Annotated in this window: 23 protein-coding genes and 1 riboswitch; of the genes, 13 read left to right on the forward strand and 10 right to left on the reverse strand. The window is 70.4% G+C overall.

What is annotated here, in order from left to right; all coding sequences use genetic code 11:
• Positions 1-17: 17 nt before the first annotated feature.
• From AB0H76_RS10960 to AB0H76_RS10980, 5 genes are read right to left on the reverse strand one after another with little or no spacing between them, the layout of a single operon-like run.
• Complete coding sequence (locus AB0H76_RS10960; RefSeq protein ID WP_357320858.1) at positions 18-803, reverse strand: DUF1295 domain-containing protein; 786 nt, start codon at positions 801-803, stop codon at positions 18-20.
• Positions 800-2,083, reverse strand: coding sequence for a cyclopropane-fatty-acyl-phospholipid synthase family protein (locus tag AB0H76_RS10965; protein WP_357320861.1), 1,284 nt, complete (start codon positions 2,081-2,083; stop codon positions 800-802). Before AB0H76_RS10965 ends, AB0H76_RS10960 begins: the two co-directional genes overlap by 4 nt.
• Entirely contained in the window at positions 2,080-3,336 is a 1,257-nt protein-coding gene (locus AB0H76_RS10970; protein WP_357320863.1) for a class I SAM-dependent methyltransferase, read from the reverse strand. The genes AB0H76_RS10965 and AB0H76_RS10970 overlap by 4 nt, the downstream gene beginning before the upstream one ends.
• Positions 3,333-4,073, reverse strand: a complete 741-nt coding sequence (locus AB0H76_RS10975; RefSeq protein ID WP_357320865.1) for a DUF1365 domain-containing protein — start codon at positions 4,071-4,073, stop codon at positions 3,333-3,335. The genes AB0H76_RS10970 and AB0H76_RS10975 overlap by 4 nt, the downstream gene beginning before the upstream one ends.
• Positions 4,070-5,386, reverse strand: a complete 1,317-nt coding sequence (locus tag AB0H76_RS10980; protein WP_357320868.1) for an FAD-dependent oxidoreductase — start codon at positions 5,384-5,386, stop codon at positions 4,070-4,072. Before AB0H76_RS10980 ends, AB0H76_RS10975 begins: the two co-directional genes overlap by 4 nt.
• 259 nt (positions 5,387-5,645) lie before the next feature.
• On the opposite strand from AB0H76_RS10980, the gene AB0H76_RS10985 reads away from it, so the two are divergent.
• Together AB0H76_RS10985 and AB0H76_RS10990 are read left to right on the forward strand one after the other, a co-directional pair.
• Positions 5,646-6,299 carry a fasciclin domain-containing protein gene (locus AB0H76_RS10985; RefSeq protein ID WP_357320870.1) on the forward strand — a complete coding sequence of 218 codons (654 nt, stop codon included), beginning with the start codon at positions 5,646-5,648 and terminating at the stop codon, positions 6,297-6,299.
• An 11-nt stretch (positions 6,300-6,310) separates the two neighbouring features.
• Positions 6,311-7,867 carry a molybdopterin-dependent oxidoreductase gene (locus AB0H76_RS10990; protein WP_357320873.1) on the forward strand — a complete coding sequence of 519 codons (1,557 nt, stop codon included), beginning with the start codon at positions 6,311-6,313 and terminating at the stop codon, positions 7,865-7,867.
• Here the strand turns inward: AB0H76_RS10990 and AB0H76_RS10995 are convergent.
• Positions 7,861-8,370 (reverse strand): MarR family transcriptional regulator, encoded by a 510-nt coding sequence (locus AB0H76_RS10995; RefSeq protein ID WP_357320875.1) that lies wholly within the window; start codon positions 8,368-8,370, stop codon positions 7,861-7,863. The two genes, AB0H76_RS10990 and AB0H76_RS10995, sit on opposite strands and share 7 nt — an antisense overlap.
• Before the next feature lie 65 nt (positions 8,371-8,435).
• Between AB0H76_RS10995 and AB0H76_RS11000 the strand changes: the two genes are divergently transcribed.
• The 3 genes from AB0H76_RS11000 (at position 8,436) to AB0H76_RS11010 (ending at position 12,551) form a co-directional block, all read left to right on the forward strand.
• Entirely contained in the window at positions 8,436-10,535 is a 2,100-nt protein-coding gene (locus tag AB0H76_RS11000; RefSeq protein WP_357320878.1) for an MMPL family transporter, read from the forward strand.
• 172 nt (positions 10,536-10,707) lie between these two features.
• Positions 10,708-11,904 carry an MFS transporter gene (locus AB0H76_RS11005; protein ID WP_357320881.1) on the forward strand — a complete coding sequence of 399 codons (1,197 nt, stop codon included), beginning with the start codon at positions 10,708-10,710 and terminating at the stop codon, positions 11,902-11,904.
• A gap of 71 nt (positions 11,905-11,975) precedes the next feature.
• Positions 11,976-12,551, forward strand: coding sequence for a dihydrofolate reductase family protein (locus tag AB0H76_RS11010; RefSeq protein WP_357320884.1), 576 nt, complete (start codon positions 11,976-11,978; stop codon positions 12,549-12,551).
• On the opposite strand, the gene AB0H76_RS11015 is transcribed toward AB0H76_RS11010, so the two are convergent.
• Complete coding sequence (locus tag AB0H76_RS11015; RefSeq protein ID WP_357320887.1) at positions 12,506-13,243, reverse strand: AraC family transcriptional regulator; 738 nt, start codon at positions 13,241-13,243, stop codon at positions 12,506-12,508. The genes AB0H76_RS11010 and AB0H76_RS11015 overlap by 46 nt on opposite strands.
• A gap of 221 nt (positions 13,244-13,464) precedes the next feature.
• Here AB0H76_RS11015 and AB0H76_RS11020 point away from each other — a divergent pair, with 221 nt between their 5' ends.
• The 3 genes from AB0H76_RS11020 to AB0H76_RS11030 are packed head-to-tail and all read left to right on the forward strand — an operon-like array spanning position 13,465 to position 16,637.
• A complete protein-coding gene (locus tag AB0H76_RS11020; RefSeq protein WP_357320890.1) occupies positions 13,465-15,354 on the forward strand; it encodes a DUF4173 domain-containing protein in 1,890 nt (629 codons plus the stop codon).
• A gap of 57 nt (positions 15,355-15,411) precedes the next feature.
• Positions 15,412-16,068: an alpha/beta hydrolase gene (locus AB0H76_RS11025; RefSeq protein WP_357320892.1), complete on the forward strand. Its 657-nt coding sequence runs from the start codon at positions 15,412-15,414 to the stop codon at positions 16,066-16,068.
• Positions 16,069-16,109: 41 nt separating this feature from the next.
• On the forward strand, positions 16,110-16,637 hold the full coding sequence (locus tag AB0H76_RS11030; RefSeq protein ID WP_357320895.1) for a DinB family protein: 528 nt from the start codon (positions 16,110-16,112) through the stop codon (positions 16,635-16,637).
• A gap of 1 nt (position 16,638) precedes the next feature.
• Here AB0H76_RS11030 and AB0H76_RS11035 read toward each other — a convergent pair whose 3' ends face one another.
• From AB0H76_RS11035 to AB0H76_RS11045, 3 genes are read right to left on the reverse strand one after another with little or no spacing between them, the layout of a single operon-like run.
• Positions 16,639-17,193 carry an SRPBCC domain-containing protein gene (locus AB0H76_RS11035; protein WP_357320898.1) on the reverse strand — a complete coding sequence of 185 codons (555 nt, stop codon included), beginning with the start codon at positions 17,191-17,193 and terminating at the stop codon, positions 16,639-16,641.
• A gap of 1 nt (position 17,194) precedes the next feature.
• Positions 17,195-17,518 (reverse strand): metalloregulator ArsR/SmtB family transcription factor, encoded by a 324-nt coding sequence (locus AB0H76_RS11040; RefSeq protein WP_357320901.1) that lies wholly within the window; start codon positions 17,516-17,518, stop codon positions 17,195-17,197.
• A gap of 52 nt (positions 17,519-17,570) precedes the next feature.
• A complete protein-coding gene (locus tag AB0H76_RS11045) occupies positions 17,571-18,572 on the reverse strand; it encodes a LacI family DNA-binding transcriptional regulator (protein ID WP_357320904.1) in 1,002 nt (333 codons plus the stop codon).
• 104 nt (positions 18,573-18,676) lie between these two features.
• On the opposite strand from AB0H76_RS11045, the gene AB0H76_RS11050 reads away from it, so the two are divergent.
• The 5 genes from AB0H76_RS11050 to metE all read left to right on the forward strand — a co-directional run bounded on the left by AB0H76_RS11050 (position 18,677) and on the right by metE (position 26,008).
• Positions 18,677-19,681, forward strand: coding sequence for an alpha/beta hydrolase fold domain-containing protein (locus AB0H76_RS11050; protein WP_357320906.1), 1,005 nt, complete (start codon positions 18,677-18,679; stop codon positions 19,679-19,681).
• A 13-nt stretch (positions 19,682-19,694) separates the two neighbouring features.
• Positions 19,695-20,639 (forward strand): alpha/beta hydrolase fold domain-containing protein, encoded by a 945-nt coding sequence (locus AB0H76_RS11055; RefSeq protein WP_357320908.1) that lies wholly within the window; start codon positions 19,695-19,697, stop codon positions 20,637-20,639.
• Positions 20,639-21,904, forward strand: coding sequence for an MFS transporter (locus AB0H76_RS11060; RefSeq protein WP_357320911.1), 1,266 nt, complete (start codon positions 20,639-20,641; stop codon positions 21,902-21,904). The genes AB0H76_RS11055 and AB0H76_RS11060 overlap by 1 nt, the downstream gene beginning before the upstream one ends.
• A gap of 32 nt (positions 21,905-21,936) precedes the next feature.
• Complete coding sequence (locus AB0H76_RS11065; protein WP_357320914.1) at positions 21,937-23,283, forward strand: alpha/beta hydrolase-fold protein; 1,347 nt, start codon at positions 21,937-21,939, stop codon at positions 23,281-23,283.
• Positions 23,284-23,384: 101 nt separating this feature from the next.
• Positions 23,385-23,610: riboswitch (cobalamin riboswitch) on the forward strand.
• A gap of 133 nt (positions 23,611-23,743) precedes the next feature.
• Positions 23,744-26,008, forward strand: coding sequence for a 5-methyltetrahydropteroyltriglutamate--homocysteine S-methyltransferase (metE, locus tag AB0H76_RS11070; protein ID WP_357320917.1), 2,265 nt, complete (start codon positions 23,744-23,746; stop codon positions 26,006-26,008).
• Positions 26,009-26,055 lie beyond the last annotated feature (47 nt).

Consider the following 26,055-nt stretch of genomic DNA (forward strand, 5'->3'; position numbering starts at 1 on the left):
TGCCGACGGCGCGGCGATCATCGCGGCGGCCTGGGGAAGAAGTAGGAGGTCCGCTGCTGGTATTCCCGGTAGCCGGGCCGGTCGCGCATCACGTTCTCTAGCATTTTCGCTCCTGTGCCTCGAATCAGGAAGTAGGACATCAGCGCCGGTGCGAACACCGTGAGCACGCCGGGCCAGGCGCTGGCCGCGATCAGCCAGAGACCCCACCACACGCAGAAATCGCCGAAATAGTTCGGATGCCGGGTCCAGGCCCACAACCCGCGGTCCATGATCCGGCCGCGGTTGGTCGGGTCGGCCTTGAACCGGGCCAGCTGCCGATCGCCCGCCGCTTCGAACAACAGGCCGATCGCCCAGATCAGTACGCCCGCGCCGAGCAGGATCCAGGCCGGCCCGCGGGTCGCCCCGGCCGCGGCCGAGATCTGGATGGGTAGCGAGATCACCCACTGCGCCACGCCCTGGGTCAGGAAGATGCGGGTGAACACCGCCGCCGGTGAGCGGCCGTGCCGGTCCAGCAGTTGGTCGTAGCGCGGATCCTCGCCGTGCCCGCTGGTGCGCCGGAGCATGTAGAAGCTCAGGCGCAGGCCCCAGGCCGTCACCAGCACGAGCAGCAGTACGCGCCGCTCCCAGGGGCCGTCGCCGAGCAATGCGGCGACCACCGCGACGAGGACGAAACCGAAGCCCCAGATCACATCGACGACGTTGTACCGGCCCAGCCGACGGCCGACCGCGTAGGTCGCGACCTGCAAGACGGCCAGCACTACCGCCGAGGCGAGCCAGATGATCAGTGCCGTATGCCAATTCATGACGCCAGTACCGCCTGCTCCGGAATCGGCCGCGGGCTGGTCACGGGTGCGGGCCGCCGCAGCAGAATCTGATCCACGCCCATCCGGTTCTGCTCGAAGGCCAGCGCACCGCCCGCGAGGTAGAGCCGCCAGGTGCGCGCGCCCTCCGCGCCGAGCAGGGCGACCGCGTCGTCCCAGCGTTCCTCGAGGGTGCGTGACCAGGCTTGCGCGGTCCAGACGTAGTGCTCGCGCAGCGCCTGCACCCCGCGCACCTCCAGCCCGGCGTGCTCGAGCCGGCCGACGGTCTCGCCGACCGGGCGCATGGCCATGTCGGGCGCGATGAAGGATTCGATGAACGGACCACCGCCGGGATGCCGCCCGTGCCGCGACATCTGCTGCACCAGCACCGGGGCTCCGGGCGCGGCGGCATCGTGCAGCGCGCGGGCATAGCGCGAGTAATTGCGCTCGCCCACATGCTCGCCCATCTCCAGCGAGGCGACCGCGTCGAAACCGGTGTCGGTGAGTTCGCGGTAGTCGAGCAGGCGCACGCGCACCTGGTCACCCAGTCCGCGCCGGGCGATCTGGGTTTCGATGTAGTCGCGCTGCGCCGCGGCGATGGTGATGCCGAGTACCTCGACGCCGTAGTGCTCGGCGGCGTGCAGGCTCAGCGACCCCCAGCCGCAGCCGACGTCGAGCAGCCGCTTGCCGGGCGACAGCTCGAGTTTTTCGCAGACCAGGTCCAGCTTGTCCAGCTGGGCTTCGGCCAGCTCGGCGTCCGGATCGGCGAGGGTGCCCGGGACGCCGCGGGTGAAGTAGGCGCAGGAGTAGGCCATCGTCGGATCCAGGAGCATGGCGTAGAAGTCGTTGGAGGCGTCGTAGTGATGGCTGATCGCCTCGCGGTCGCGGGGTTGCTCGTTGCGGCGCCCGCGCAGCCGCGCCTGAGTGGACGGCGGCGGCAGCGGCAGGCCCAGTGCGCCGGTGCGCGCGACAGCGACGGCGAGGCGGGCGATATCGCGGGCCCGCACACCGCTGATCCGGCGGGCGGCGACGGTGTGCCAGACCGTGCTGAGCGCCGCGCCGAGGTCGCCCTCGACCTCGATCTCGCCGGTGACGTAGGCCTGCGCGGCACCGAGTTCGTTGGGGTGCCAGAGAATTCGGCGCAGCGCGCCGGGACCGGCGAGGTGCACGTGCGGTGCGTCGACCGGGCCGGCGGCGCCGCCGTCCCAGGTGGTCAGGCGCACCGGCAGCGGCCCGCGCAGCAGCGGGCGCAGGGCGGATTCCAGGTGGGCGGCGGCGGTCACGGGCGCTCCTCGGGACGGTCGAGAACGATCTGCTGGACATCGAGGTATCCGGAGCGGAATCCGGCCTCGGAGTAGGCGAGGTAGAACTGCCACAGCCGCCGGAACACGGCGTCGAAGCCGAGGTCCTCGACCTCGGCGGTGCGAGCGTCGAAGCGCTCGCGCCACAGTCGCAGGGTCTGCGCGTAATGCCTGCCGAAGCACAGTCTTTCGGTGACGCGCAGGCGGGTCTGAGCGGCGGCGTCCGCGATCGCCTCGGTGGACGGCAGGAATCCGCCGGGGAAGATGTACTTCTGGATCCAGGTGTAGGTGTCGCGAGTGGCCAGCATCCGGTCGTGCGGCATGGTGATCGCCTGCAACGCGATCCGGCCGCCCGGGGCCAGGCGCCGGTCGAGCGTCTCGAAATACACCGGCCAGTACCGGTATCCGACGGCCTCGATCATCTCCACCGAGACGATGGCGTCGTATTCACCGCGCACGTCGCGGTAGTCGCACAGCTCGATGCGGACCGAATCGGCGAAACCCGCGGCGGCGACCCGGATCCGGGCCAGCCCCAGCTGGCGGTCCGACAGCGTCACCGAGTGCACCTGGGCACCGCGCGCGGCGGCCCGCAGGCACAATTCGCCCCAGCCGGTGCCGATTTCGAGGACCCGGCTGCCCGGGCCGACACCGGCGGCGTCGAGCAACCGGTCGATCTTGTCGTGCTGGGCCTGGGCCAGCAGGTCCCACGCGGCAGTGTCGGGGTCCTCGAACAGCGCCGAGGAGTAGCTCATGGTCTCGTCGAGGAAGAGCTGATACAGCTCGTTGGACAGGTCGTAGTGGTGCGCGACATTGGCGCGCGCGTTCTCCGCCGTGCCGACTTCGCGCTCCGGCGGCGTGGGCAGTACGCCGCGAAACCCCTGCAGCGCAGCGGGAATCAGTTGAGTGAGCCGGGTAGCCAGGACCGTGAGCACCGCGACCGGGTCCGGCGCGGTCCATTCACCGGCGGTGTAGGACTCCCCGAAGCCGATCAGACCCTGCCCGCCCAGGCGGGCGAAGAACGCCTCCGGATCGTGAATGATCATGCGCGGCAACGGTTCGGTGCGCGCGCCCGCGCCCAGCACGGTGCCGTCGGGGAGTTCCACCCGCAGCGGCAGCCGGGCGATCGCCCGGCGGAACAGGAAGCCGGCGCAGCGGGCGCGGAACCGGGCCCGGCGACCGGTCGGGATGGGGGGCAACAGGTCGCCGCCGAGTGTATCGAGGCAGAAACTGGTCACGAGGCTGTCCTTCGGGATGACGCGGCGCACGGCCGTGGATCAACGGGAACTCCCTTCGCCCACAGGGCGATACCGTGCCGGCGAATGCGCAGCGCGGTGAGCTGGGGTGAGAGGGGGGCGCGCAGCTGTGCGCGCAGCAGGGTGCGCGCGGTCAGCGGCACCCGGTGGCCGGTCATCGAGGCGAGGAAGGGTGGTTGCCCGTCCCGCAGCAGCACGATGCGCAGCCCGAGCGCCGCGGCCGGTTCGGGCAGTCGCAGCGCGTAGCGGCCCTCGACGGCGTTGAACGGTGAGACGTAGAACCGCTTGCCGGTCTCGGCGCGGCCGCGGTCGTCGGTGCGCAGCACGTAGGTGTGCCGTTCGCCGTAGGTGTTGTGCACCTCGGCGAGCACGCACCGCAGCCGCCCGTCCCGATCGTGGCACCAGAACACGGTCAGCGGATCGAAGACGTAGCCCAGGACCCGGGCGCTCATCAGCGCCGTGACCGGCCCGTCCGCGTCGTCGACGCCGTGGGTGTCCAGCATCCGGTCGACGCGGCTGCGCAGATCCGCGCCCGGTCCGGCGAGATGATCCGCGGCGCGGAAGGAACCGAGGGGCCGCAGCGGCCACGGCAGCCTCGGCGGCGAGTCGATGTCGAAATACCAGCTGTAGCCCGGGTATTCGAACTCGTGGCGGACAGGTTCCTTGCGCGCGTGGTGTATTCGCGTGAAGTAGAGGGCGGGGGCGATCGGCGCGGTCATCTCGCCGCCGTTCCGGACAGCTCGGACCCCGCCGGCCGGGCCCACCGCCCGCCCAGGCGCTCGGCGGCGCGCAAGCCGGAGCGCGCGCCGTCCTCGTGGAATCCCCAGCCGTGATAGGCGCCGGCGAAGGCGATCCGGTCGGTGTCGAGTTCGGGCAGCCGGCCCTGCGCCGCGACCGACTGCGGCGTGTAGATCGGATGCTCGTAGGTCATCTCGGCGAGCACCCGGCTCGGATCCACCAGGTGCGAGCCGCCGAGGGTCACCAGGAATCGCCGGTCGGTCACCTGCTCCAGCCCCATCAGGCGGGACATGTCGTAGGTGACCACGACGCCGGACGCATCCTGAATTCCCTCGGGTACCAAGTAATTCCACGACGCGCGCGCCCGCGTCGCCCGCGGCAGCAGGGTCTCGTCGGTGTGCAGCTGGGCGTGGTTGACCGAGTACGGCATCGCGTCGAGCACCGACTGCATCGCCGGGCTCGGCGCGGCCAGGATGGCCAGGGCCTGCGCGGGATGGGTGGCGATGACCGCGGCGTCGAACCTGCGCGCGCCGCCGGATTCGGTGAGCAGGACGCCGTCCGGCCGCTCCACGATCGCGAGTACCTGTGTCCCGGTGCGGATCTCGTCGATCCGATCGGCGATCTTCTCGACGTAGCGGGCGGAGCCGCCGACGACGGTGCGCCAGGTGGGGGAGCCGAACACGGTCAGCATGCCGTGGTGTTCGAGGAACCGGAACAGATACTGCGCGGGGTACTCCCGGGCCAGCCGGGGATCGCACGACCACACCGCGGCCACCAGCGGAGTGATGAAGTAGTCGGTGAAGTAGGCGCTGAACCGCTGGCGCCGCAGGAATTCCGCGAGGGTCTCCGCCGAGGCGGGTTGCGCGAGCAACGCGCGCGCCGCCCGGTGGAACCGCGGCACCTCGGCGAGCATACGCAGATAGCGCGGCCGCGACGCCGTGCGCACGGAGGGGAACAGGCCCGGAAAGCCTTTGGCGCCCGCGTATTCGAGACCGGCGGCATCGGCCCGCACCGACATGGACATGTCGGTCTCGCGGGTTTCCACGCCCAGTTCCGCATACAGCCGCAGCAGTGTCGGATACGTGCGGTCGTTGTGCACGATGAATCCGGAATCGACCCGTACGCGCTGCCCGGGGGCGTATTCGAGTTCGTGGGTGTGCGCGTGCCCGCCGAGCCGGTTGTCTCGCTCGTACAGGGTGACGCGGTCGGTGCGGGACAGCACGTAGGCGGCGGTGAGCCCCGCGACCCCGGAGCCGATCACGGCGATATCGCGTCCACCGGGTGCGTCAGTCACGGTGGCCTCGTCCCGCGAGCCGGTGCTCGGGTCGTGCGGGCGAACGCGCAGGTAGCGCGGCACAAAGGGTAGATCGCATATCTCCACTTCGATGTGCCCGCCCACCCGGTTTGGTACGGCATGGCGATTCGGTGCGAACCGGGAGCCGGAAAAAGTTTTCTCGGAATCGGCCAAACCTGCCGGGCACGGGTCGCGAAGCCCTTCCGCGTTCATCGGATTTGCCCGAGCGCCCCGTCCATCCCCTCTCGGAGGAACGATCATGAAGCTTCTCAAGCGCACTACCGCCCTCGGCATCGCCGTGGTGGCCGCCGCCGCCCTGGGTGCGTGTTCCAGTGACAACGAGTCCAGTTCCACCTCCACCTCCTCGACCTCGGCGATGACCTCGACCGCGCCGATGACCTCCACCTCGGCCGGTGCGGCCGCCGCGCTGGTCGGACCGGGCTGCAAGGCCTACGCCGACCAGGTGCCCAGCGGCGCGGGCTCGGTCAGCGGCATGGCCCAGGACCCGGTCGCGACCGCGGCGTCGAACAACCCGCTGCTCACCACGCTGACCGCGGCGGTGTCCGGCAAGCTGAATCCGCAGGTCAACCTGGTCGATACGCTCAACGGCGGGGAATTCACCGTCTTCGCGCCGGTGGACGCGGCCTTCGCGAAGATTCCGCCCGCCACCATCGACTCGCTGAAGACCGATTCGGCGACGCTGACCAAGATCCTGACCTACCACGTGGTGCCGGGCCGGATCGCGCCCGACAAGATCGCCGGTGCGCACAAGACCGTCGAAGGCGCCGAAGTGACCGTGACCGGCTCCGGTGACAACCTCAAGGTCGCCGACGCCTCGGTCATCTGCGGTGGCGTGCAGACCGCGAACGCCACGGTCTACCTGATCGACACCGTGCTCATGCCGCCGGCCTGATCGGAGTCGTGATGACCACCGAAACCGCGGCGCCCGAACCGATTTCGCCACCCCGGCGAATCGGCCGGGTGGCCGCGGCGGTGGCGGGGGTGCTCGCCGCCGCCACCGTGCTCGCCGTCGGTCATCTCGTCGCCGTGCTGATCGACCCCGCGTCCTCGCCGTTCTTCACCCTCGGCGCCACTATGGTCGATCACACGCCGCACGAGTTGAAGGACGCCGCGATTCGTCGCTTCGGCGACCGCGACAAGCAGGCGCTGTTCGCCACCATGGCCGCGGTGATGCTGGTCGGGGCGATGGTGGCGGGACTGCTGGAACGTAAGCGCCCACTCGGCAGCGTCCTGTTGCTGGTCCTGGGCGGCGTCACCGCCGTGGCGGCACTGCAAAGGCCCACTGCCACAGCGTGGTTCGTGATACCGACCGTGATCGGCGTGCTCGCGGGGGTCCTGGCGCTGCGGCTGCTGACGGCGGGCGCACCGACCTTGCGCACCCCGGACACCGGTCCGTCGCGGCGCAAATTCCTGATCACGGCGGCGAGCGTGGGCGCGGTGATCGTGGTGTCGGCCACCGTCGCCCGGACCCTCTCGGCCCGCCTGCGCGACGTGCTGGCCGATCGCGCCGGTTTCCTGCTACCGCGCCCGGACCGTCCGGCCGCGGCGATCGCACCGGGCTCGCAGGTCGCGGGCATCACCCCCTTCGTGACGCCGAACAACCGGTTCTACCGGGTCGACACCGCCTTGCAGTTGCCCGCGCTGACCAGCGACGACTGGCAACTGCGGATCCACGGCATGGTGGACCGGCCGGTAGTGCTCGATTTCGACGAGCTGCGGCGCCGGACCGCCGTCGAGCGGGTGATCACGCTGACCTGCGTCTCGAACGAGGTCGGCGGCGACCTCGCGGGCACCGCGACCTGGCTGGGCTATCCGCTGGCGGAGCTGCTGCGCGAAGCGGGCCCGCGCGGGGACGCGGACATGGTGCTGTCCCGCAGCATCGACGGATTCACTGCCAGCACACCGCTTTCGGCCATCACCGACGGCCGGGACGCACTGCTGGCGGTGGGCATGAACGGGGAACCGCTGCCGATCGAGCACGGCTATCCGGCGCGGCTGATCATCCCCGGCCTGTACGGCTACGTGTCCGCGACCAAATGGATCGTCGACCTGGAGCTGACCCGCTTCGATCGGGCCACCGCCTACTGGACCGACCGCGGCTGGGGCGATCGCGCGCCGATCAAGACCGCCGCGCGAATCGACGTCCCGGCTTCCTTCGCCACCGTCGCCGCGGGCGAGGTGGTGGTGGCCGGCGTCGCGTGGGCGCAGCGGCGCGGTATCGCCGCCGTCGAGGTGCAGGTCGACGACCAGCCCTGGCAGCGGGCGGATCTCGCCGTCGAGTACTCCACCGACACCTGGCGGCAATGGAGTTGGCGCTGGCCGGCGACGCCGGGCGCGCATACGCTGCGGGTCCGGGCCACCGACGGCGCCGGGATGGTCCAGACCGAGGCGCGCACAACGCCTTTCCCGGACGGGTCCACCGGCTGGCACAACCGCGTCGTCACCGTGCGCGGTCAGTGACCCTGGAGTTCGTCGTGATGGGCGCCGAGCGCCCCGATGACCGCGGTCAGCACGGCATGGGCGGCGCGCAGGTCGGCCGCGGAGAACTCGGCCATCGCCGCGCGGGTGCGCCGGCCGAGTGGCACGAAGAAATCCTCGGCCGCGGCCCGGCCCGTGTCGTCGTGATGCAGCAGCACCCGGCGGCGATCACTGGGATCGGTGCCGCGGCGCAGGTGCCCGGACTCGATCATCCGCTCCACCAGGTAGGTCACCGCCGCCGAGGACATACCCATCAGCCGGCCGAGCTGGCCCGAGGTCAGCGGACGACCGGCGTATTCGGCGGTGGCGATGTGCAGCAGGGCCCGGAAATCGTTGGGGCGCAAATTGTTCGACCGCGCGAAGACATGGCCCAGCTGCTCGGAGATGGCGGTCAGCGCACGGAGATCGGCGCCGATCTCCGTCTCGAGCGCGGCGCGCTCGTCGCCGGCGTCCGCCCCCGGTGTGGTTGTCGTCGAGTCGGTCACCGCGTCAGCGTATCGCCTGATATCTCTCTATTGTTTAATATTTAAGTTTATGAAAGAGTTTTGAGGTGAGCTTCTGGGACCGTTACGCCGCTGTTGTCACCTCTCGCCGATCGTGGCTGCTGCTGGTGGTCTTGCTCGCGGCGGCGGGCGCGCTGATCGGCGGAGTCGGTGAGAACGACACCGCCGGGCAGTCGCCCCGGTCATTACCCGATTCCGCGCAATCGACCCGCATCGAACAGGTGCTGGCCGAATTCCCCGATGCGGGCGCGGCCTCGGCCGTCGCGGTCCTGACCCGGGCCGACGGGGGCGTGCTCACCGAATCCGACCGCACGGCCGGCACCGCCGCCGTGACACGCGCGGCCGCGGGGGAAGGCCCGCTCGGGGAGCTGCGGTACGCGCCCGACGGCGCGGCGGCGATCGGCGTGATACCGATCCCGGCGACGCTGAGCGGGGAGGCGCTGACCGAGCACATCTTCGGTGTGCGCACGGCCGCGCGGGAGGGGCTGCCCGGCGAGCTGACCGTGGAGATCACCGGCGGGCCCGCGTTCGCGGCCGACATCTCCGATTCCTTCTCCGGTGCGGATGTGACCCTGCTGGCGGTGACCGCCGCCGTGGTCGCCGTGCTGCTGATCCTGACCTATCGGTCACCGGTGCTGTGGCTGGTCCCGCTGCTCATCATCGGCCTGGCCGACCGCGTGGCCACCAGCGTGGGCGCGGGGTTGTCGCGCCTGACCGATTTCACCTTCGACGGCTCGACCGCGGGCATCACCAGCGTGCTCGTCTTCGGCGCGGGCACCAACTACGCGCTGCTGCTGATCTCGCGCTATCGCGATGAGCTGCACCGCGATCCCGATCATCGGCAAGCGCTGCGCCGCGCCGTGCGCCGGGCCGGGCCGGCCATCCTGGCCAGCAATCTGACCGTGGTGCTCTCGCTGCTGGTCCTGCTGCTGGCCTCGGTGCCCAGTACCCGCAGCCTGGGCGTGTTCGGCGCGGCGGGATTGCTGGTGGCCTTGCTTTTCGTGCTGCTCGGGTTGCCCGCGGCGCTGGCGATCTGCGGGCGAAAAGTCTTCTGGCCCTACGTCCCCCGGCACGACGATCGTGATCTCGCCGAGGAGGGGGTGTGGCACGCCGTCGCCACCTGGGTGGTCGCCCGGGCCCGGGTGGTGAGTGCGGCGACGATGGCGGTGCTGGCGATCTGCGTGCTCGGTCTGTTCACCGTCGACGTCGGACTCTCCCAGACCGAGCAGTTCCGCGTACGGGCCGAGTCGATCACCGGATTCGATTCGCTCGCAAAGCATTTCCCGCCGGGCACCGCGGACCCGGCGCAGGTCGTGGCTCGCAGCTCGGCCGCACCGGCGGTCACCGACGCGTTCGGTGCGATCCCGGGCGTGGTCCGGGCGACGCCGACCGGCAATTCGCCGACCGGCTGGGCGCGCTGGACGGTGCTGCTCGAGGCCGAGCCGGGCTCGGACGGGGCCTTCTCGGCGATCCAGGCGCTGCGGACCCGGCTGGCCGAGGTGCCCGAGGCGCAAGCGCTCGTCGGCGGCAGCGATGCCCAGGCGCTCGATGCTCGCGACGCCGCGAGCCGCGATCGATCGCTGCTCATCCCGCTCATCCTCGCCGCCGTCTGCCTGGTACTGCTGGCGCTGTTGCGCGCCGTGCCCGCGGCCTTGCTGCTGGTGGCCGTCACGGTGTCCAGCGCGCTCGCGGCCCTGGGCCTGGGGAGCTGGATCAGCGTGCATCTGTTCGGTTTTCCCGCGATCGACACCAGCGTGCCGCTGTTCGCGTTCCTGTTCCTGGTCGCACTCGGCGTGGACTACACGATCTTCCTGGTCAGCCGTGCCCGGGAGGAGACGCCCGCGCACGGCACCGAGCAGGGCATGGTGCGCGCGGTCTCAGCCACCGGCGCGGTCATCACCAGCGCGGGCGTCGTGCTGGCGGCGGTGTTCTGTGTATTGGGGGTCTTGCCCCTGATCACCCTCACGCAATTGGGCATCGTGGTGGGCATCGGCATCCTGCTCGATACGTTCCTGGTGCGGACGGTGATCATTCCGGCGCTGTTCAGCGTGCTCGGCGGCAAAGTCTGGTGGCCGAGCGGGCTGGGAACAGTCGCCGCGAAGGGCGATAGCGAGCGCACGGACGGCGACCGCGTCGGCGCGCGGTGAGGGTGATCTGCTGAGATAGCCAAAGTATTGCTGAATTGTTGGCCGTCATGGATTGTTCGCTGACTTTCAGCGTTTTATAGCGGCATTTAAGATCCGGAGCGTGCATTCTTTGAGTTGCTGAACTGTTGCGTGTTACGGCATCGGAAGCAAGCAACTATGGTTTCCTGATCGAGTGACCTCGCTAACGGCAGCGGTACGCAACGGGTCGCCGACCCTCAACCTGGCCCTGGCCACCTGGGTTTCGGCGATCAACTTCTGGGCCTGGAACCTCATCGGCCCGCTCTCGCCGCACTACGCCGACTCGATGAACCTCAGCAGCACGCAGGCCTCGATCATGGTGGCGATGCCGATCCTGGTCGGTTCGCTCGGCCGGATCGTGTCCGGCGCGCTCACCGACCGGATCGGCGGCCGGCTGATGTTCATCGGGGTCTCGCTGGCCGCGATCATCCCCGTCGTCGCGGTCGGCATCGCGGGCAGCGTCGAGTCCTATCCGCTGATGCTGGTGTTCGGCTTCCTGCTCGGCATCCCCGGCACGATCTTCGCCGTCGGCATCCCGTTCGCGAACTCCTGGTACGTCCCGGCCCGGCGCGGCTTCGCGACCGGCGTGTTCGGCGCGGGCATGGTCGGCACCGCGGTGTCGGCGTTCTTCACACCGCGCTTCATCAACTGGTTCGGGTTGCTGCCCACCCACCTGATCGTGGCGGCCCTGCTCGCCGTGACCGCCGGGCTGTGCATCCTGTTCATGCGGAACTCGCCGGAGTTCACCCCGAACACCGATCCGGTGCTGCCCAAGCTGCGCGCCGCCATGAAGCTCGGCGTCACCTGGGAGATGTCGTTCCTCTACGCCGTGGTGTTCGGCGGCTTCGTCGCGTTCAGCTCCTACCTGCCGACCTACATCAAGAACATCTACGGCTTCTCCGCCGTCGACGCCGGCACCCGCACCGCCGCCTTCGCCCTGGCCGCGGTGATCGCGCGCCCCATCGGTGGCGCCCTGTCGGACCGGATCGCGCCGAAGTACGTCGTGGTCGCCTCGCTGGGCGGTACCGCGCTGATGGCGGTGCTCGCCGCCTTCAAGCCGCCCGCCGACGTCGCCTCGGCGATCGTCTTCATCCTGCTGGCGCTGTTCCTCGGCATCGGCACCGGCGGCGTGTTCGCCTGGGTCGCGCGCCGCACGCCCACCGCCAGCGTCGGCAGTGTCACCGGAATCGTCTCCGCGGCAGGCGGTCTCGGCGGTTACTTCCCGCCGCTGATCATGGGCATCACCTATGACGAGCAGAGCAACAGCTACGCCGTTGGCCTGCTGCTGCTGGCCGCCACCGCGCTCGCGGCCCTGGCCTACACGGTGTTCAAACTGCGCGCCCGCGAATAGGTGTCGGTTCTGTCCAAGACGACGACACCGGCAGGCCTCTAAGCTGGCGTTTCCGATCTCAGGAGGAAACGTTGACACGTGAACTGGTCTACACGGGCTTCATGTCGCTGGACGGCGTCGTGGACTCACCGGGCGGCAAGGTGGAGGGTCACCGCAGCGGCGGCTGGGTGCTCGAGACCGAGTTCGTGCCCGAGGCGTTCGCGCTCAAGGGCGAGGAGATCGCCGACACCACGGCCCTGCTGTTCGGGCGGCGCAGCTATGAGGCGTTCGCCCCGATCTGGCGCGATTCCACGGATCACGCCGCCTACAAGGATTTCCCGAAGTATGTGGTCTCCACCGGCCTCGGCGCGGACGACCTGATCGAGGGCTGGGGTCCGATCACCCTGCTGCGATCCGTCGACGACGTCGCCGCGCTCAAGCAGACCGAAGGCGGTGCGATCTTCATCCACGGCAGTGCCGAGCTGGCCCGGGCGCTGGCGGACGCCGATCTGATCGATCGATACAACCTGCTGGTGTTCCCGGTGCTGCTGGGCGCGGGCAAGAGCCTGTTCAGCCACATCGACCGGGACAAGCAGCAACTGCGTCTGCGGGAGTCCGAGTCCTACGCCAACGGGGTCACCAAACTGGTATACGACGTGGTGCGCTGAGCGGGATCGAGCGCGATCGCACCGCCCTGGCCCGCGCCGAGTTGCCGCGCGGTACGCCCGACATAGCGCCGCAACGCGCGGGCCAGGTGCGGTTCGTCGTAGTACCCGAGCTCGTCGACGACCGCGCTCGGCTGCTCACCCGAGGTCAGCAGTAGCGCGGCCGTACGCGCCCGCCCGATCTGGCGCACCGCGCCGCGGGTGAGGCCGGTCGCGGTCCGGAAGCGGCGTTCCACGGTGCGCTCGGTGGCCGCGAGCCGGTGCCCGCGCAGCGCGTCCGCGACCAGCGGATCACGCGCCACCACACCGTCACGCGCGAGCCGGGCCACCAGGGCCTCGGCGTCGTCCGGATGTGGTGTCTCCCAGCGGTTCCCGCCGAGCCAGAAGGCCCTGTCGGTCACGTCGGGTAAGAGGATTCCGCTGTCGACCAGGGCGGTCGCGGGTGCGGCGCGCAACGAGGTGCCGACCGCGAACTGGATACCGGTGAAGTCGGCGCCCTCCGGTACGGGCGCGGTGCCGCACCGGCTCTCGGGGCCGGTCACCGCCGCGTAGGAGGTGCCGTCCTGCCGCCAGAACACCAGGCCCCAGGTCTCGCTCGCGACCGAGGTCATCTGCGTGACCCGCTCGCTGCGACAGGTCCACACGGCATCGACCCACGGCGAATCCGAGGCGCGCGTCCGGAACTGCAATCCCACCGGCCGAATTTTAGCCGCTGGACAGCGCGCCGACATCGCGCGATGATCAACCGCGTTGTCATCGACCGGGGGGTTGATCAGGTCTGCGCCGCAACGCCTACGGGGTCGGCACGGCACCTTCACATCTTCTCCACGGACGAAGACTTAGATCTAGTCCGTAAACACTCGCCACCACCACCACCGCCGGCCGGCTCCGGCCTCGCACACCCGATGGAGAATCCATGTCCGACAGCCCGTCGGCCGACAGTCCGGTTCCCCCAGCGCGCCCGAAGCGTAAACGGCCCCCGGTCCAGCCGATTCCGCGCTTGACCCGCAGGGCGCCGGACGACGACGCCGAGGATTCCACGCCGGTCGCGGTGCCGAAGCAGGGGACCGCGGTCGCCGAGCAGGCGCCGCCGATGCCGAAAGCGGCTGTCCCAGACCCCGCCACCGTGTCGGTGCTCGACAAGGTGGATCCCCCGAAAGCCGATGTCTCAGTGCCGAAGTCGCCGACCGGGAACCTCGCGGCCGCCGCCGCGAATCGCGGCAACGGTAACCACGCGGCTTACCCGCCCTATCCGGCCTTTCCGAGTAACGCGCTGTCGCAACGTTTCCTGCCGCGCTCGGAAATCGTCCCGGTGCCCGCGGGCGCGCTGCCGGCCATCGCGGTCGCGGGCGTCGTGGCCGCTGTCTCGGTGCCGCTCGACCGGCCGGGGATCGGCTGGCTGCTCGCCGGATTGGTAATCGCGGGCGCGATATACCTCGTGGATCGAAGAGCGCGACGGGTCGCCGAACCGTCGGCGGTATCCGAATCCGACAGCAAGACAACGGAAGACACTGCGAAAGCAGTCGCGCGGAAGGAGCCGGTAGCGCCGCTGCTGCGCTGGGGCGCGATCTGGTGGACCTCGATCGCGCTGGGACTCTTGGCCGTCGGCGCGTTCCGCGCGGCGGGGTGGCTGTTCGTTCTGTGCGTGCTCGGCGCGGGCGTGGCGCTGTCGCTGGCGGTGCTGCCGCGGTCCACCTACGGGCTCGCCTTCGACATCATCGCGGTGCCGGTGCGTGCCTCGATGTCGATCCCGTGGCTGGCCAGGGGGATTCAGCGGATTCAGGTGCGGCGGGTCTCGGCCGCGCAGCGGATCGGCTGGTCGGTGCTCGCGACGGCCGCCCTGCTGCTGGTGTTCGTCCCGCTGCTGATGGGCGCGGACGCGGTCTTCGCGAAACTCGTCACCAGTGTCACGCCGACGTTCGAGGGGTCGTCGGTAGTGCAGTGGGTGTTCGTCGGCACCGTCGCGGCGCTGTCGGTGGGCGGCGCGCTGTATCTGCTGGCCTCGCCGCCGGCGGATTCCGGAACGAATACAGTGGTGACGCGACTGGTGCAGAAGCGCTGGTCGCCGCTGGAATGGGGCCTGCCGCTGGGCGCGCTGACCATCTTGTTCGGGGTGTTCGTCGCCACCCAGCTCGCGGTGCTCTTCGGCGGCAACGACTATGTGCAGCAGACGGCGGGCCCGGACTACGCCGAGTACGCCCGCAGCGGTTTCTGGCAGCTCTCGGTCGTCAGCATGCTCACCCTCGGCGTCATCGCGGCCGTCCAGACCTGGGCGGCGCAGGAATCGGCGGGGGACCGGCGCTGGCTGCGGATCGCGGTCGCGGCGGTCAGCGTGCTCACTTTGATCATTGTCGCCTCCGCGCTGCACCGCATGTGGACCTATCAGCAGGCCTACGGCTTCACCGTGCTCCGCCTGCTGGTCGAGGTCTTCGAGCTCTGGATCGGCGTCGTCTACCTGCTCGTGCTGGCCAGCCTGGTCCGCCTGCGCCGGCACTGGATTCCGCGCGCGGCGATGGGCACGGCTCTTGCCACGCTGTTCGTGCTGGCCTGCGTCAACCCGGAAGCCCTGATCGCGCACCGCAATATCGACCGGTGGGTGAACGGCGCCACCGTCGAGGTCTCCGGCGGCCGGCAGATCAAACCCGCCCTCGATCTGGACTATCTGGACGGGCTGTCGCCTGACGCCCTGCCCGCGACCGAACGCCTTCCCGAAGAGTTGCGCCGCCGGATCGCCGACTCGATTCGCTCGGGTGTGGGAGAGGATTCCTGGCAGGGCTGGAACTGGTCCCGGGCGAACGCCCGCTGAGGGTTCCTGTGCGAAGCTATCCGCGGGGGTGCTGCCGCAACTATGAAGAGGGAGTCCGTGAGTAGCTTCGTCCTGATCCACGGAGCCGGTGACAGCGGTTGGTACTGGCATCTCGTGGCAGCCGAATTGCGCAGGCGCGGACACGATGTGCTCGCCCCCGATCTCCCGGCGGGCGACGACGCACTCGACCTGAACGACTATGCCGCCGCGGTGATCGCCGCCGTGGGTGACCGAACCGATCCGGTGGTCGTCGGCCACTCCTACGGCGCGTTCACCGCCACGCTGGTGGCCGCGCGGCTCCCGGCGAATTTGCTGGTGCTGGTGGCGGGAATGGTGCCCGCGCCGGGGGAGACCCCGGACGAATGGTGGGCCGCGACGGGTTACCGCTCGAGCGGCCTGGACGACGATTACGAGTTGTACTACCACGATGTGCCCCGCGACCTCGCCGCGGAAGCCATGCGCCGGGGACTCGAGCACCCGTCCGCCGCGGCGGGTGCGATGGCGTGGCCGCTGCCGCATTGGCCCGCCGTCACCACGAAGTTCGTGCTCTGCACCGAAGACCGGGTGTTCCCGGCCGATTTCCTGCGCGGGGTGGTCGCCGACCGACTGGGGATCACACCGGACGAGATCACCGGCAGCCACTGTGTCGCGCTGGCCCGCCCCGCGGAGCTGGCCGATCTGTTCGAGCGCTACCTCGATGAGGTGCGCGGCTAAATCGTTTGTCGTCGCAGGCGGGGCCGTGCAGGATGCGGCCCATGGATACGTCCCGTTCGGCCCTGCTGCGCTGGCAATTCGAGCTGACCTGGTCCCTGTTCGAGTACCACCTCGAACGCCTGGAGCCCGCCGACCTCCTGTGGGAGCCCGCCGGGCTGTGCTGGACGCTGCGCCGGGACGACTCCGGTGACTGGATACCGGACTGGGCCGACGCCGAGCCCGACCCGATCCCCGTGCCCACCGGCGCCTGGCTCAGCTGGCACATCGGCTGGTGGTGGACCGTCGCCTTGGACCACCTGCTCGCGCGTCCCGTGCACGACCGCGCCGAGATCCGTTGGCCGGGGCCGGAATCCACCGTCGACTGGCTGCGCGACCTGCGCGCACACCACCTGAAGGCGCTCGAGGACATCGTCCTGGACGCACCCGCGACCTTTCCCTGGCCGGACGATCCCGGCAAGACGGTCGCCCACACGCTGGCGTGGATCAACGCCGAGCTGATGAAGAACGCCGCCGAGATCGGCCAGCTCCGGCTGCTGCGGGCGGCCCGGAGTGACCCCGCCGGGTCGTGAATTACGGTGCGGCGGTATCGATTTCCTCCGCGTAGCGGCGTTCCAGCTCCGCGACCAGCTCGGGCTCGGGCATCTCGCTGATCCGGTCGTCGAGGGTGTCCGCCAGGGCGTCGAGGCAGAAGTGGTATCCGGCAGCGGTTCCCGGGATGCCGTGCGGGCCCGGCGCGCCGAACCAGACCGTGCAGAGCAGCCGGGAGCCGGCCGCGTCGGGGGTGATCTCGAAGCGCAAATGCTCGTCGTCCCAGAGGAGTTCGAACAGGCGCGGCGGTTCCCAGGTCAGGATCTTGCCGGGCAGTTCGGGGTCCTCGACGTCGACGCCCACCTCGGTCAGTTCCGCCGCGGCGTGCTCGACCGTCTCCGGCCAGAACCGGAAGCGGATCTCGGCGCCGGCCCGGCGCTCGCCGAGAATGTCGGCGGGGAACCAGTGCCGCAGGTGCTCGGATTCGGTCAGCGCCCGCCAGACTTTCGCCGGCGGATGCGCGAGCGTGCGCTCGTAGCGAATGCCCACGCGCTCGCCGTCGCGCAGGATGTCGCCCAGTCGCTGATTCACGGTCATGTCACTCCTCGATGTCGTCGGGCATGGTGTCGAGATAGCGCTCGAGCCCGTCGAGCCGGTCGGCCCAGATCTCCCGGAACGGCGCCAGCCACCTGTCGATTTCGCGCAACCGCTCCGCGGCGAGCCCGTAATGCCGCCGCGGACCGTCCACCCGGACCCGCACCAGCGCCGCCGTATCGAGCATCTTCAGATGCTTGGACACATTGGGCTGTGCGGTACCCAGCACGCCGGCCAGCTCGCCGACGGTGCGTTCGCCCTCGCGCAGGAGGTCGAGAATCTGCCGCCGGGTGGGATCGGCGAGAACCTCGAAGACGTCACGTGCCACGCCGTCGATAATTCCCCTCGAGGCATATGCCTGTCAAGGCATATGCCCGGGCTCAGGTGGTTTCGCGGACGATGAGTTCCGGCAGCAGCAGCGTGCGGGTGGGCGTGTGCTGCCCGGTCTGGATCATCGAGCGCAGGAGTTCGGCGGCGCGGCGGCCGGAGTCGGCGAACTGCTGACGAATCGTGGTGAGGCCGAGTCCCGCGGCCAGCGGCCCGTCGTCGAAGCCCGCGACGGCGACCGTGCCGGGTACCGCCACGCCCGCCGCGCGCAGGCCGCTGAGGAATCCGGCGGCGAGGACGTCGTGGTGGGCGATGACGGCCGTCGGGTGGTCCGGGCTTCGGGTGAACTCGGCGGCGAACTCCCGGGCCGCGTCGAAGTGGTTGACCGGCAGGGTGAACTCGTCGTACTCGGCGTCTTGCGCCGCGCGCAGGGCCCGCAGGATCCCGTCGCGGCGCAGCATGCCCGCGGAGACGAAGCCGCCCGAGCGCTGCGGTTCGTGCAGGTAGGCCAGGCGCCGATGGCCGCGGTCGAGCAGGTGGGCGGCCACGGTGTAGCCGGCTTGCTCGTCGTCGAAGGTGACGGTGCTGAAGGTCGAATGGGCCGTATCGACGAGCACGGTGGGCGGCCCCCAGCGGCGCAGCCGGTCCGCGCCCTGCTCGCCGAGCGGAACGCCCATGATCAGCAGTCCGTCGATGTCGCCGCGGACGGGCAGCGTTTCCAGCAGGGGTGTGCTGGTCTCGGCGGCCGAGGGCGCGTCGAGCACCACGACCTCGACGTCGTCGGGGCCGAAGGTGTCGAGGATGCCGATGAGCCGGGTGCGGTAGGTCTCGTAGCTGCTGAACGGCGCCAGCACGGCGATGCGGCCGACCCGGCGGCGAGCCCGCTCGGACGCGGTCGCGCCGGGGCGGTAGCCGAGTTCGCCGGCGATGCCGATGATCCGGTCGCGGGTGGCCGAGCTGACCCGGTCGGGGTGGTTGAGCGCGAGCGACACCGTCGAGATGCTGACACCGGCCGCCTGGGCTACCTGGTAGATCGTCACGCTCGAATTCCCCACGTCCTCACCCTAATCCACGGCTCGGGCGGTCTCCGGCCGCGGCCGTTGACGCGCGTCACATTCGGCTTTACAGTGCTTCGTAGAAGCACTTCGATGGAGGTTGAATGCCAGATTACCTGCGCTTGGCTCGTCTGGCGGGCTGCGATCAGCCCGTGCTGAACTGGCTCGCGGCCGCCGCGGAGATCGCGGCGGGCCTGAGCGATCTGCGCACATCGGACTGGCCGCGGCGCCGGGCGGCGGCGCTCGAACTCTCCGACGCGCTCGCCCGGCGATTCACCGCGCCGGGTCCGGCCGACTGCCGAGTGAGCGAGTACCGAGTGCCCACCCGGTCCGGGCAGATCACCGTCGTGCACTATCGGCCGCCGGGCCGGGACGGGCCCCGCACCGCGCATCTCGGCTTCCACGGCGGCGGGTTCGTGCTCGGCAGCGTGCACGAGTCGATCAACGACCGGCTGTGGCGCACCCGCGCGATGGCCGGTGGCGTGGACATCTTCGATGTCGACTATCGGCTCGCGCCCGAGCATCCGTTCCCGGCGGCCGTCGAGGACGGTCTCGATGCCCTGAGCTGGTTGCTCGACCAGGCCTCCGACTTCGGGATCGATCCGGCCCGCATCGGCGTCGGCGGCGGATCGGCGGGCGGCAATCTCGCCGCGCTGGTCGCGGTGCACGCCCGCGATCAGGGCATCCGGCTCGACCACCAGGTGCTCGAGGTGCCCGCGGCCGATCTGCACATCGAGGACGACGAGTCCTACCGGGACTACTGCGAACTCAACGACCTCGGCGGCGAGCTCGCCGCGCTGCGGACGGCCTACCTCGGCGCCCCCGGGACAGCCGGCGGTTGGCCCGCACCCGCGGATGTCCCCGATCTGACGGATCTGCCACCCGCCCTGGTGATCACCGCCGAATTCGACCCGCTGCGCGACTGCGGAACCGCCTACGCCGCGCGCCTCGCCGCGGCCGGCGTGCCGGTACGCACCTGGTGCGCGCCCCGGCAACTGCACGGCAGCGGCGCGCTCACCGCAACCTCCCCGGTCGCCCGCGAATGGCAGCGGCGCATCGGCACCTTCCTGCGCAGCCGGTCCGCCGCGGCCGCCGCCACCTCCTCGTGAACGGAACTCCACCATGCCCCTCGACGCCACCATCGTTCGCGCGCTGACCGAACTCGGCATCCCCCTGCCCGAACCCAGCTCCGATCCGCACGAGCAGCGCAGGCGCGCCATCGGTTTCGAGCAGGCGATCTTCCCGCATCTCGGCCTTCCCGGAGACGCGGTGCGGACCAGCGAGCATCTGGTCGCCGTCGCCGGTTACCCGGATGTTCTTGTGCGCCTGTACTACCCGGACGCGACGGCCACCGAGCACCCCGTGTGCCTGTTCTTCTTCGGCGGCGGTTTCAGTCAAGGCGGCCTGCACCACCCGGCGGTCGACGCCCAGTGCGCCCGCCGGGCCGCCGAGTCCGGGGTGGTCGTGGCCGCGGTGTCTTACGCGCTCGCGCCGGAGCATCCGTTCCCGGCGGCGCTCGAACAGGGCTCCGCCGTGCTGGATTGGCTGATCCGGGAGGCCGGCGCGCTCGGTCTCGATCCGGCGCGGGTCGCGCTGTGGGGCCAGTCCGCGGGCGGCAACCTGGCGGCCGCGCTGGCATTGCTCAATCGGGAACGGGCACAGCATCACCTGGCGCTCCAGATCCTCGAGGTGCCCTTCCTGGACCTGACCGACGATCCCGCGGAACGTGATCTGAGCGAAGCCCCCGAGGCGGAACTCGCCGCGCTGGCGATGATTCTGCGCTGGTATCTGCCCGACGGCACGGATCGGCGCAACCCACTCGTATCACCTTTGCGGGCAAAGGATTTCGCCGGGCTGCCGCCCGCCTACATCCTGACCGCCGAGTGCGACCCGATCCGTCGCGACGGCGCGGACTACGCGGCCGCCCTGGCCGACGCCGGCGTCCCGGTCTCGGCGATCCAGCTGCTCGGTCTGCCGCACGGCGGTGCGCTGTTCGAGCGGGTATCGCTCACCGCGCGCACGGCGGGTGCCGTGGTGGTGGCGGCCCTGCGCACCTTGCACGGCTGATGCCGGAGCTGGAACCGCTGTCCCTGCCGCGCGCCGCCGCGTTCCAGGGCAGACCGCAGCCCCGGCTGTTCTTGCCGATGCTGGTGCTGGCCTATCTCGGCGCCGCGCTCGCCGTCTTGTCCGCGGGTTTCGTCAGCATCCCGCTGCGCCTGTCCGAGCTGGACCCGGACCACAAGTCCCAGACGCTGTCGCTGACCGTCGCGGTCGGCGGGATCGTGATCATCCTGGTGTCGGCCCCGCTCGGCCGCCTCAGCGACGTCTGTACCGCCCGCGCGGGCATGCGCCGGCCCTTCATTCTCGGCGGCGCGCTGATCAGCGCGCTCGGCATGCTGGTGCTCGCGTTCGCCCCGACGATTCCGGTGATCATCGCGGGCTGGGCGGTCGCGCAGGCCGGGTTCGGCGCCACCACGATGGCGCTCAACGCGCTACTGGCCGAACAGATTCCGGCGCGGATCCGGGCCCGGGTCGCGGCCGCCTTCGGGATGAGCACCGGGCTCGCGCCCGCCCTGGGCAGCTGGCTGGTGGGCGCGTTGCCCGGCAACCCGGTGTACTGGTTCGGCGTGCCCGCGGTGCTGGCGCTCGTCACCAATATCGGCATGGTCGCGGTACTGCGTGACATCGTGCGCACCGAACCGGTGCCGGTGGGCTGGCGCAGCCTGGTGCGCAGCTACTGGATCAACCCGGTGCGGCACCCGGATTTCGCGTGGGCGTGGCTGTGCCGGTTGCTGGTCACCATGGCGCTGGTCTCGGTGGCGACCTACCTGCTCTACCTGCTCACCGACCGGCTCGGGTTGTCCGCCGCCGACGCCACCGCCGCGCAGGGCATGGCCGCCGGGGTGTTGTTCGCCGCCAGTATCGGCACCAGTGTGGCGTTCAGCTGGATCTCCGATCGCACCGGGCGGCGCAAGCCGATCGTGTATTCCTCGGCGCTGTTCACCGCCTTCGGCTTGGCGGTCGCGATGGTCGCCCACGACCTCACCACCTTTGTCGTGGGTGTGGCCCTGATCGGCATGGGGCAGGGCGCGTTCGTCTGCGTCGACGTCGCCATGATGACCGAGCTGCTGCCCGAATCGGCCGACGCCGGAACCGGTTTGGCCGTCATCGCGCTGTCCTATCAGCTGCCCCAGCTGCTGCTGCCCGCCGTGGCCACCCCGCTGCTCGCCCTCGGCGACGCGGGACCGAACTACACCGCACTGTTTCTCGGCGCCGTCGTCGCCGCGGTGCTCGGCGGGCTCGCGGTCCTGCCGATCCGGTCCGTGCGCTGATCGCCCGGCCGGGCAAGAAGAAGGAGTTACCTATGCCCGCACCAACTTTCGCGCGGTCGTGGCACCGGCTGTGCGCCGCGACGGGCGTGGGCATCGCGCTCGCGGCAGCGCCCGCTGCTGCCCAGCCGCCCCCGCCGCAGGCCGTCTCGATCGTCGACCGGCAGTGGCTGACCGAGCGCACCCTTGGCCTCACCGTGGCGACGGACGCGTTCGCCGACCCGGTGCCCGTGGAGGTGACCTTCCCGGCCGGATATCGCGCGGACGGCGCGCAACGCTGGCCGGTGACCTACTACCTCGCCGGTACCGGCCACGACCAGACCACCTTTCGCGCCACCTACGACGGCGAGGCGAACACCGCCTCGTACCCGTCGATCGTCGTCGCGCCGCGCGGCGACGCGGGATTCTGGTCCGACTGGCTCGACAACGACGCGGACCGTTCGCCGAAATACGAGTCGTTCGTGATCGAGCAGCTCATTCCCCTGGTCGACGCGAACTTTCGCACCGTCCCGGACCGCGCGCATCGCGCGATCATGGGCGAATCCATGGGCGGTTTCGGGACGATGCTGCTCAGCGCCCGGCATCCGGATCGGTTCGTCGCGGCGGCGAGCCTGTCCGGCGTACCCGACACCAATCTGCCGATCACCTGGAATGTGCTGTCCCAAGCGCCGCTCATTCAGGGCGGGCGGCCCGACGCGATCTACGGACCGCGCGCGACCGAGGAGATCCGCTGGCGTGGACACAATCCGGCCGATCTGGCCGGAAATCTCCGCGGCGTCGATCTCCAGCTCTACACCGGCAACGGCGTCTACGATCCGGCCCACGGCGAGACGCCGGTCGAAGCGTCGATCGGCTGTGCGCTGGAGCGCGAGCTCGTCCATCCCCCCAGCTCGAGCATGCACGCGGTGCTGAGCGCGCACGGCATCGCGCATCACTGGGTGGATATGCCGTGGGGCTGCCACGGTGTCGCGCTGTTCGAAGCGCAGATACGCCAGGCGACCCGGCGCTTCGAGCAGGTCTTCGCCGACCCGCCCGCGGTGCCCGAGCGCTTCGACTTCCGTTCGATCGAGCCGGCTTTCGAGGTCTGGGGCTGGTCCGTGCGGGCCGATCCGCGGCGCGCGGTCGAATTCCTCGACCTCGCCGCGGCCGATTCCGGTGGGCTCACGATCACCGGCTCCGGCCGGACCACGATCACGACGCCGCCGCTCCCGCGCGGATCCGGCGCACCGACGGTGACGGTCGATGGCACGCCGGCGGACGTGTCCGCGGATTCGGACGGCCGGCTCACCTTCGTCGTCGAGCTTGGCCCGCCCGCCTGGCAGCAGCAATTCGGTCCCGGCGCGGCCGGCGCGACGCGAACGGCGACCGTGCGGATCGGCTGAGACCGGCGCGCGGTGCAGCCGAATCCGGGCATCCGGTATATTCCTCCGTCGCAGCTGGTTCGCCGTGGTGGTGTCGAAGGAGCCCCTGACCCATTCGTCGGCGTCGAAGCCCGAAAGCGTGTTCGCACGCGATCGGGTTAGAGGGAACCCGGTGAGAATCCGGGGCTGTCCCGCAGCGGTGAGCGTGAACGACAGCCGTCAACAACGCACTGGGCACAGCCTGGGAAGCGACGGTCAGTAGGCATCCCGGGATTCGAATCCGGGCCGACCCGAGTATCGGGCCGACGCACGCGAGTCCGAAGACCTGCCCGTTGTGCCGGATACGCCGTATCCGGCGGTTGTCGCCTCGTGGATTGGGCGTTGCGCCGAGTAGACCCGGGCACGGGTAGTGCGTGTGGGCTCCTCGTGCGTGCGCTCGTGATGGGCGGCGGCCATCAGCTGCTGACCATGGAGTTCATCAATGCCGAACCCGCAGAACATCTTCACCGCCACGGTCCTCGGACTGCCGCGCATCGGCCCGCACCGGGAACTCAAGCGCGCCGTCGAGGCGTACTGGGCCGGACGCCTGGACGCCGCCGCGCTGCACGAGGTCGCCGCCGGCCTGCGCACCGTCGCGCTCACCGCCGCCCGGGACGCGGGCCTGGATTCGGTTCCGGTCGGGACCTTCTCCTACTACGACCACGTGCTCGACACCGCGGCACTGCTGGGCGCGCTGCCCGAGCGGGTCGCCGGGATCGACGACGAGCTGGACCGGTACTTCGCCGCCGCGCGCGGCACCGCCGACGTCGCGCCGCTCGAGATGACCAAGTGGTTCGACACCAACTACCACTACCTGGTGCCCGAGCTCGCCGCCACGACGGCCTTCGCGCTGCATCCGGAAAAGCTGCTCGCCGAGCTGGAAGAGGCGCGGCAGCTGGGGATTCCGGCCCGGCCGGTGCTGGTCGGCCCGGTCACCTTCCTGAAGCTGGCCAAGTCGGTCGACGGCAGCGATCTGCTGGACCGCCTGCCCGATCTGCTGCCGCTCTACGAGCAACTGCTCGGGCAGCTGGCCGCGGCCGGCGCGGAATGGGTGCAGCTCGACGAGCCCGCGCTCGTCACCGATCTGAGCGACACCGAGCAGGCCACGGTCTACACCGCCTATCGGCGGCTGGCCGCGGCCATGTCCCGGCCCGCGTTGCTGGTCGCCACCTACTTCGGCCGCCTCGGTGCGGTGCTGCCGGCGCTGGCGGAGACCGGGGTCGACGGCATCGCGATCGACCTCGCCGCGGGTGGCGCCGCCGACGTGGCGGCCGCGGCGGCGCTGAGCGACACCCTGATCGTGGCCGGCGTCGTGGACGGCCACAACGTGTGGCGCGTCGATCCCGACCTGGCCCTGCCGGTGCTGCGTGACCTGCGCGCCGGTGGCGCGACGGTCGCGGTGTCGAGTTCCTGCTCGCTGTTGCACGTGCCCTACGGCCTGGACACCGAACCGGATCTGGAGCCGCGCCTGCGCAGCTGGCTGGCCTTCGGCGCGGAGAAGATCGCCGAGGTCCGGGTGCTGGCCACCGCGCTGCACGACGGCGAGGACGCGGTCGCCGAGGCACTCGAGATCGCGCGCACAGCCGTCGCCGACCGCAAGGCCGATCCGCGCCTGCGGGTCGAGTCGGTGCGCGCCCGCCTGGCCGAGCTGGACGCCGACGCGATCAGCCGGACCCCGGCCGACGAGCGCCGGGTGCTGCAGCAGCGACGGCTGAATCTGCCGCTGCTCCCGACCACCACCATCGGTTCGTTCCCGCAGACCAGCCGGATCCGGGTGGCCCGCGCCGAACTGCGCAAGGGACAGATCGACCAGGCCGAGTACGACAACCGGATGCGCGCCGAGATCGCCGAAGTCATTGCGCTCCAGGAAGAAATCGGTCTGGACGTGCTGGTGCACGGCGAGCCGGAACGTAACGACATGGTGCAGTACTTCGCCGAGCAGCTCGACGGTTTCGCCGCGACCGCCAACGCCTGGGTGCAGTCCTACGGCACCCGTTGCGTGCGCCCGCCGATCCTGTTCGGTGACGTGGTGCGCCCGTCGGCGATGACGGTCGAATGGAGCACCTACGCCCAGTCGCTGACTGCCAAGCCGGTCAAGGGCATGCTGACCGGCCCGGTGACCATCCTGGCGTGGTCCTTCGTGCGCGACGATCAGCCGCGCGCCGACTCCGCGCGCCAGATCGCGCTGGCGATCCGGGACGAGACGGTGGATCTGGAGGCGGCCGGGATCGGCGTCATCCAGGTCGACGAGCCCGCGCTGCGCGAGCTGCTGCCGCTGCGCAAGGCCGATCAGGCGGCGTACCTGGCGTGGGCGGTGGACGCGTTCCGGCTCTCGACCTCCGGCGTGGCCGACGGCACGCAGGTGCACACCCACCTGTGCTACTCGGAGTTCGGTGAGATCATCGGCGCCATCGCGGAATTGGATGCCGACGTCACCTCGATCGAGGCCGCGCGTTCGCACATGGAGGTGCTCGACGACCTCAACGCCGCCGGTTTCGACCTCGGTGTCGGCCCGGGTGTCTACGACATCCACTCGCCGCGTGTGCCGGGCGCCGAGGAGATCGAGCGGTCGCTGGCCGCGGCGCTGAAAGCCGTTCCGGCCGAGCGGCTCTGGGTGAATCCGGACTGCGGCCTGAAGACCCGCCACACCGAAGAGGTGGTGGCGTCGCTGCGCAACCTCGTCGCGGCGGCACAGGCCCTGCGCTGAGCGTTCCGCCGGGTGTTTCCTCGGGAAACACCCGGCGGTCCAGCGGT

The organism is Nocardia sp. NPDC050712 (genome assembly GCF_040654295.1).
GTDB lineage: Bacteria > Actinomycetota > Actinomycetes > Mycobacteriales > Mycobacteriaceae > Nocardia.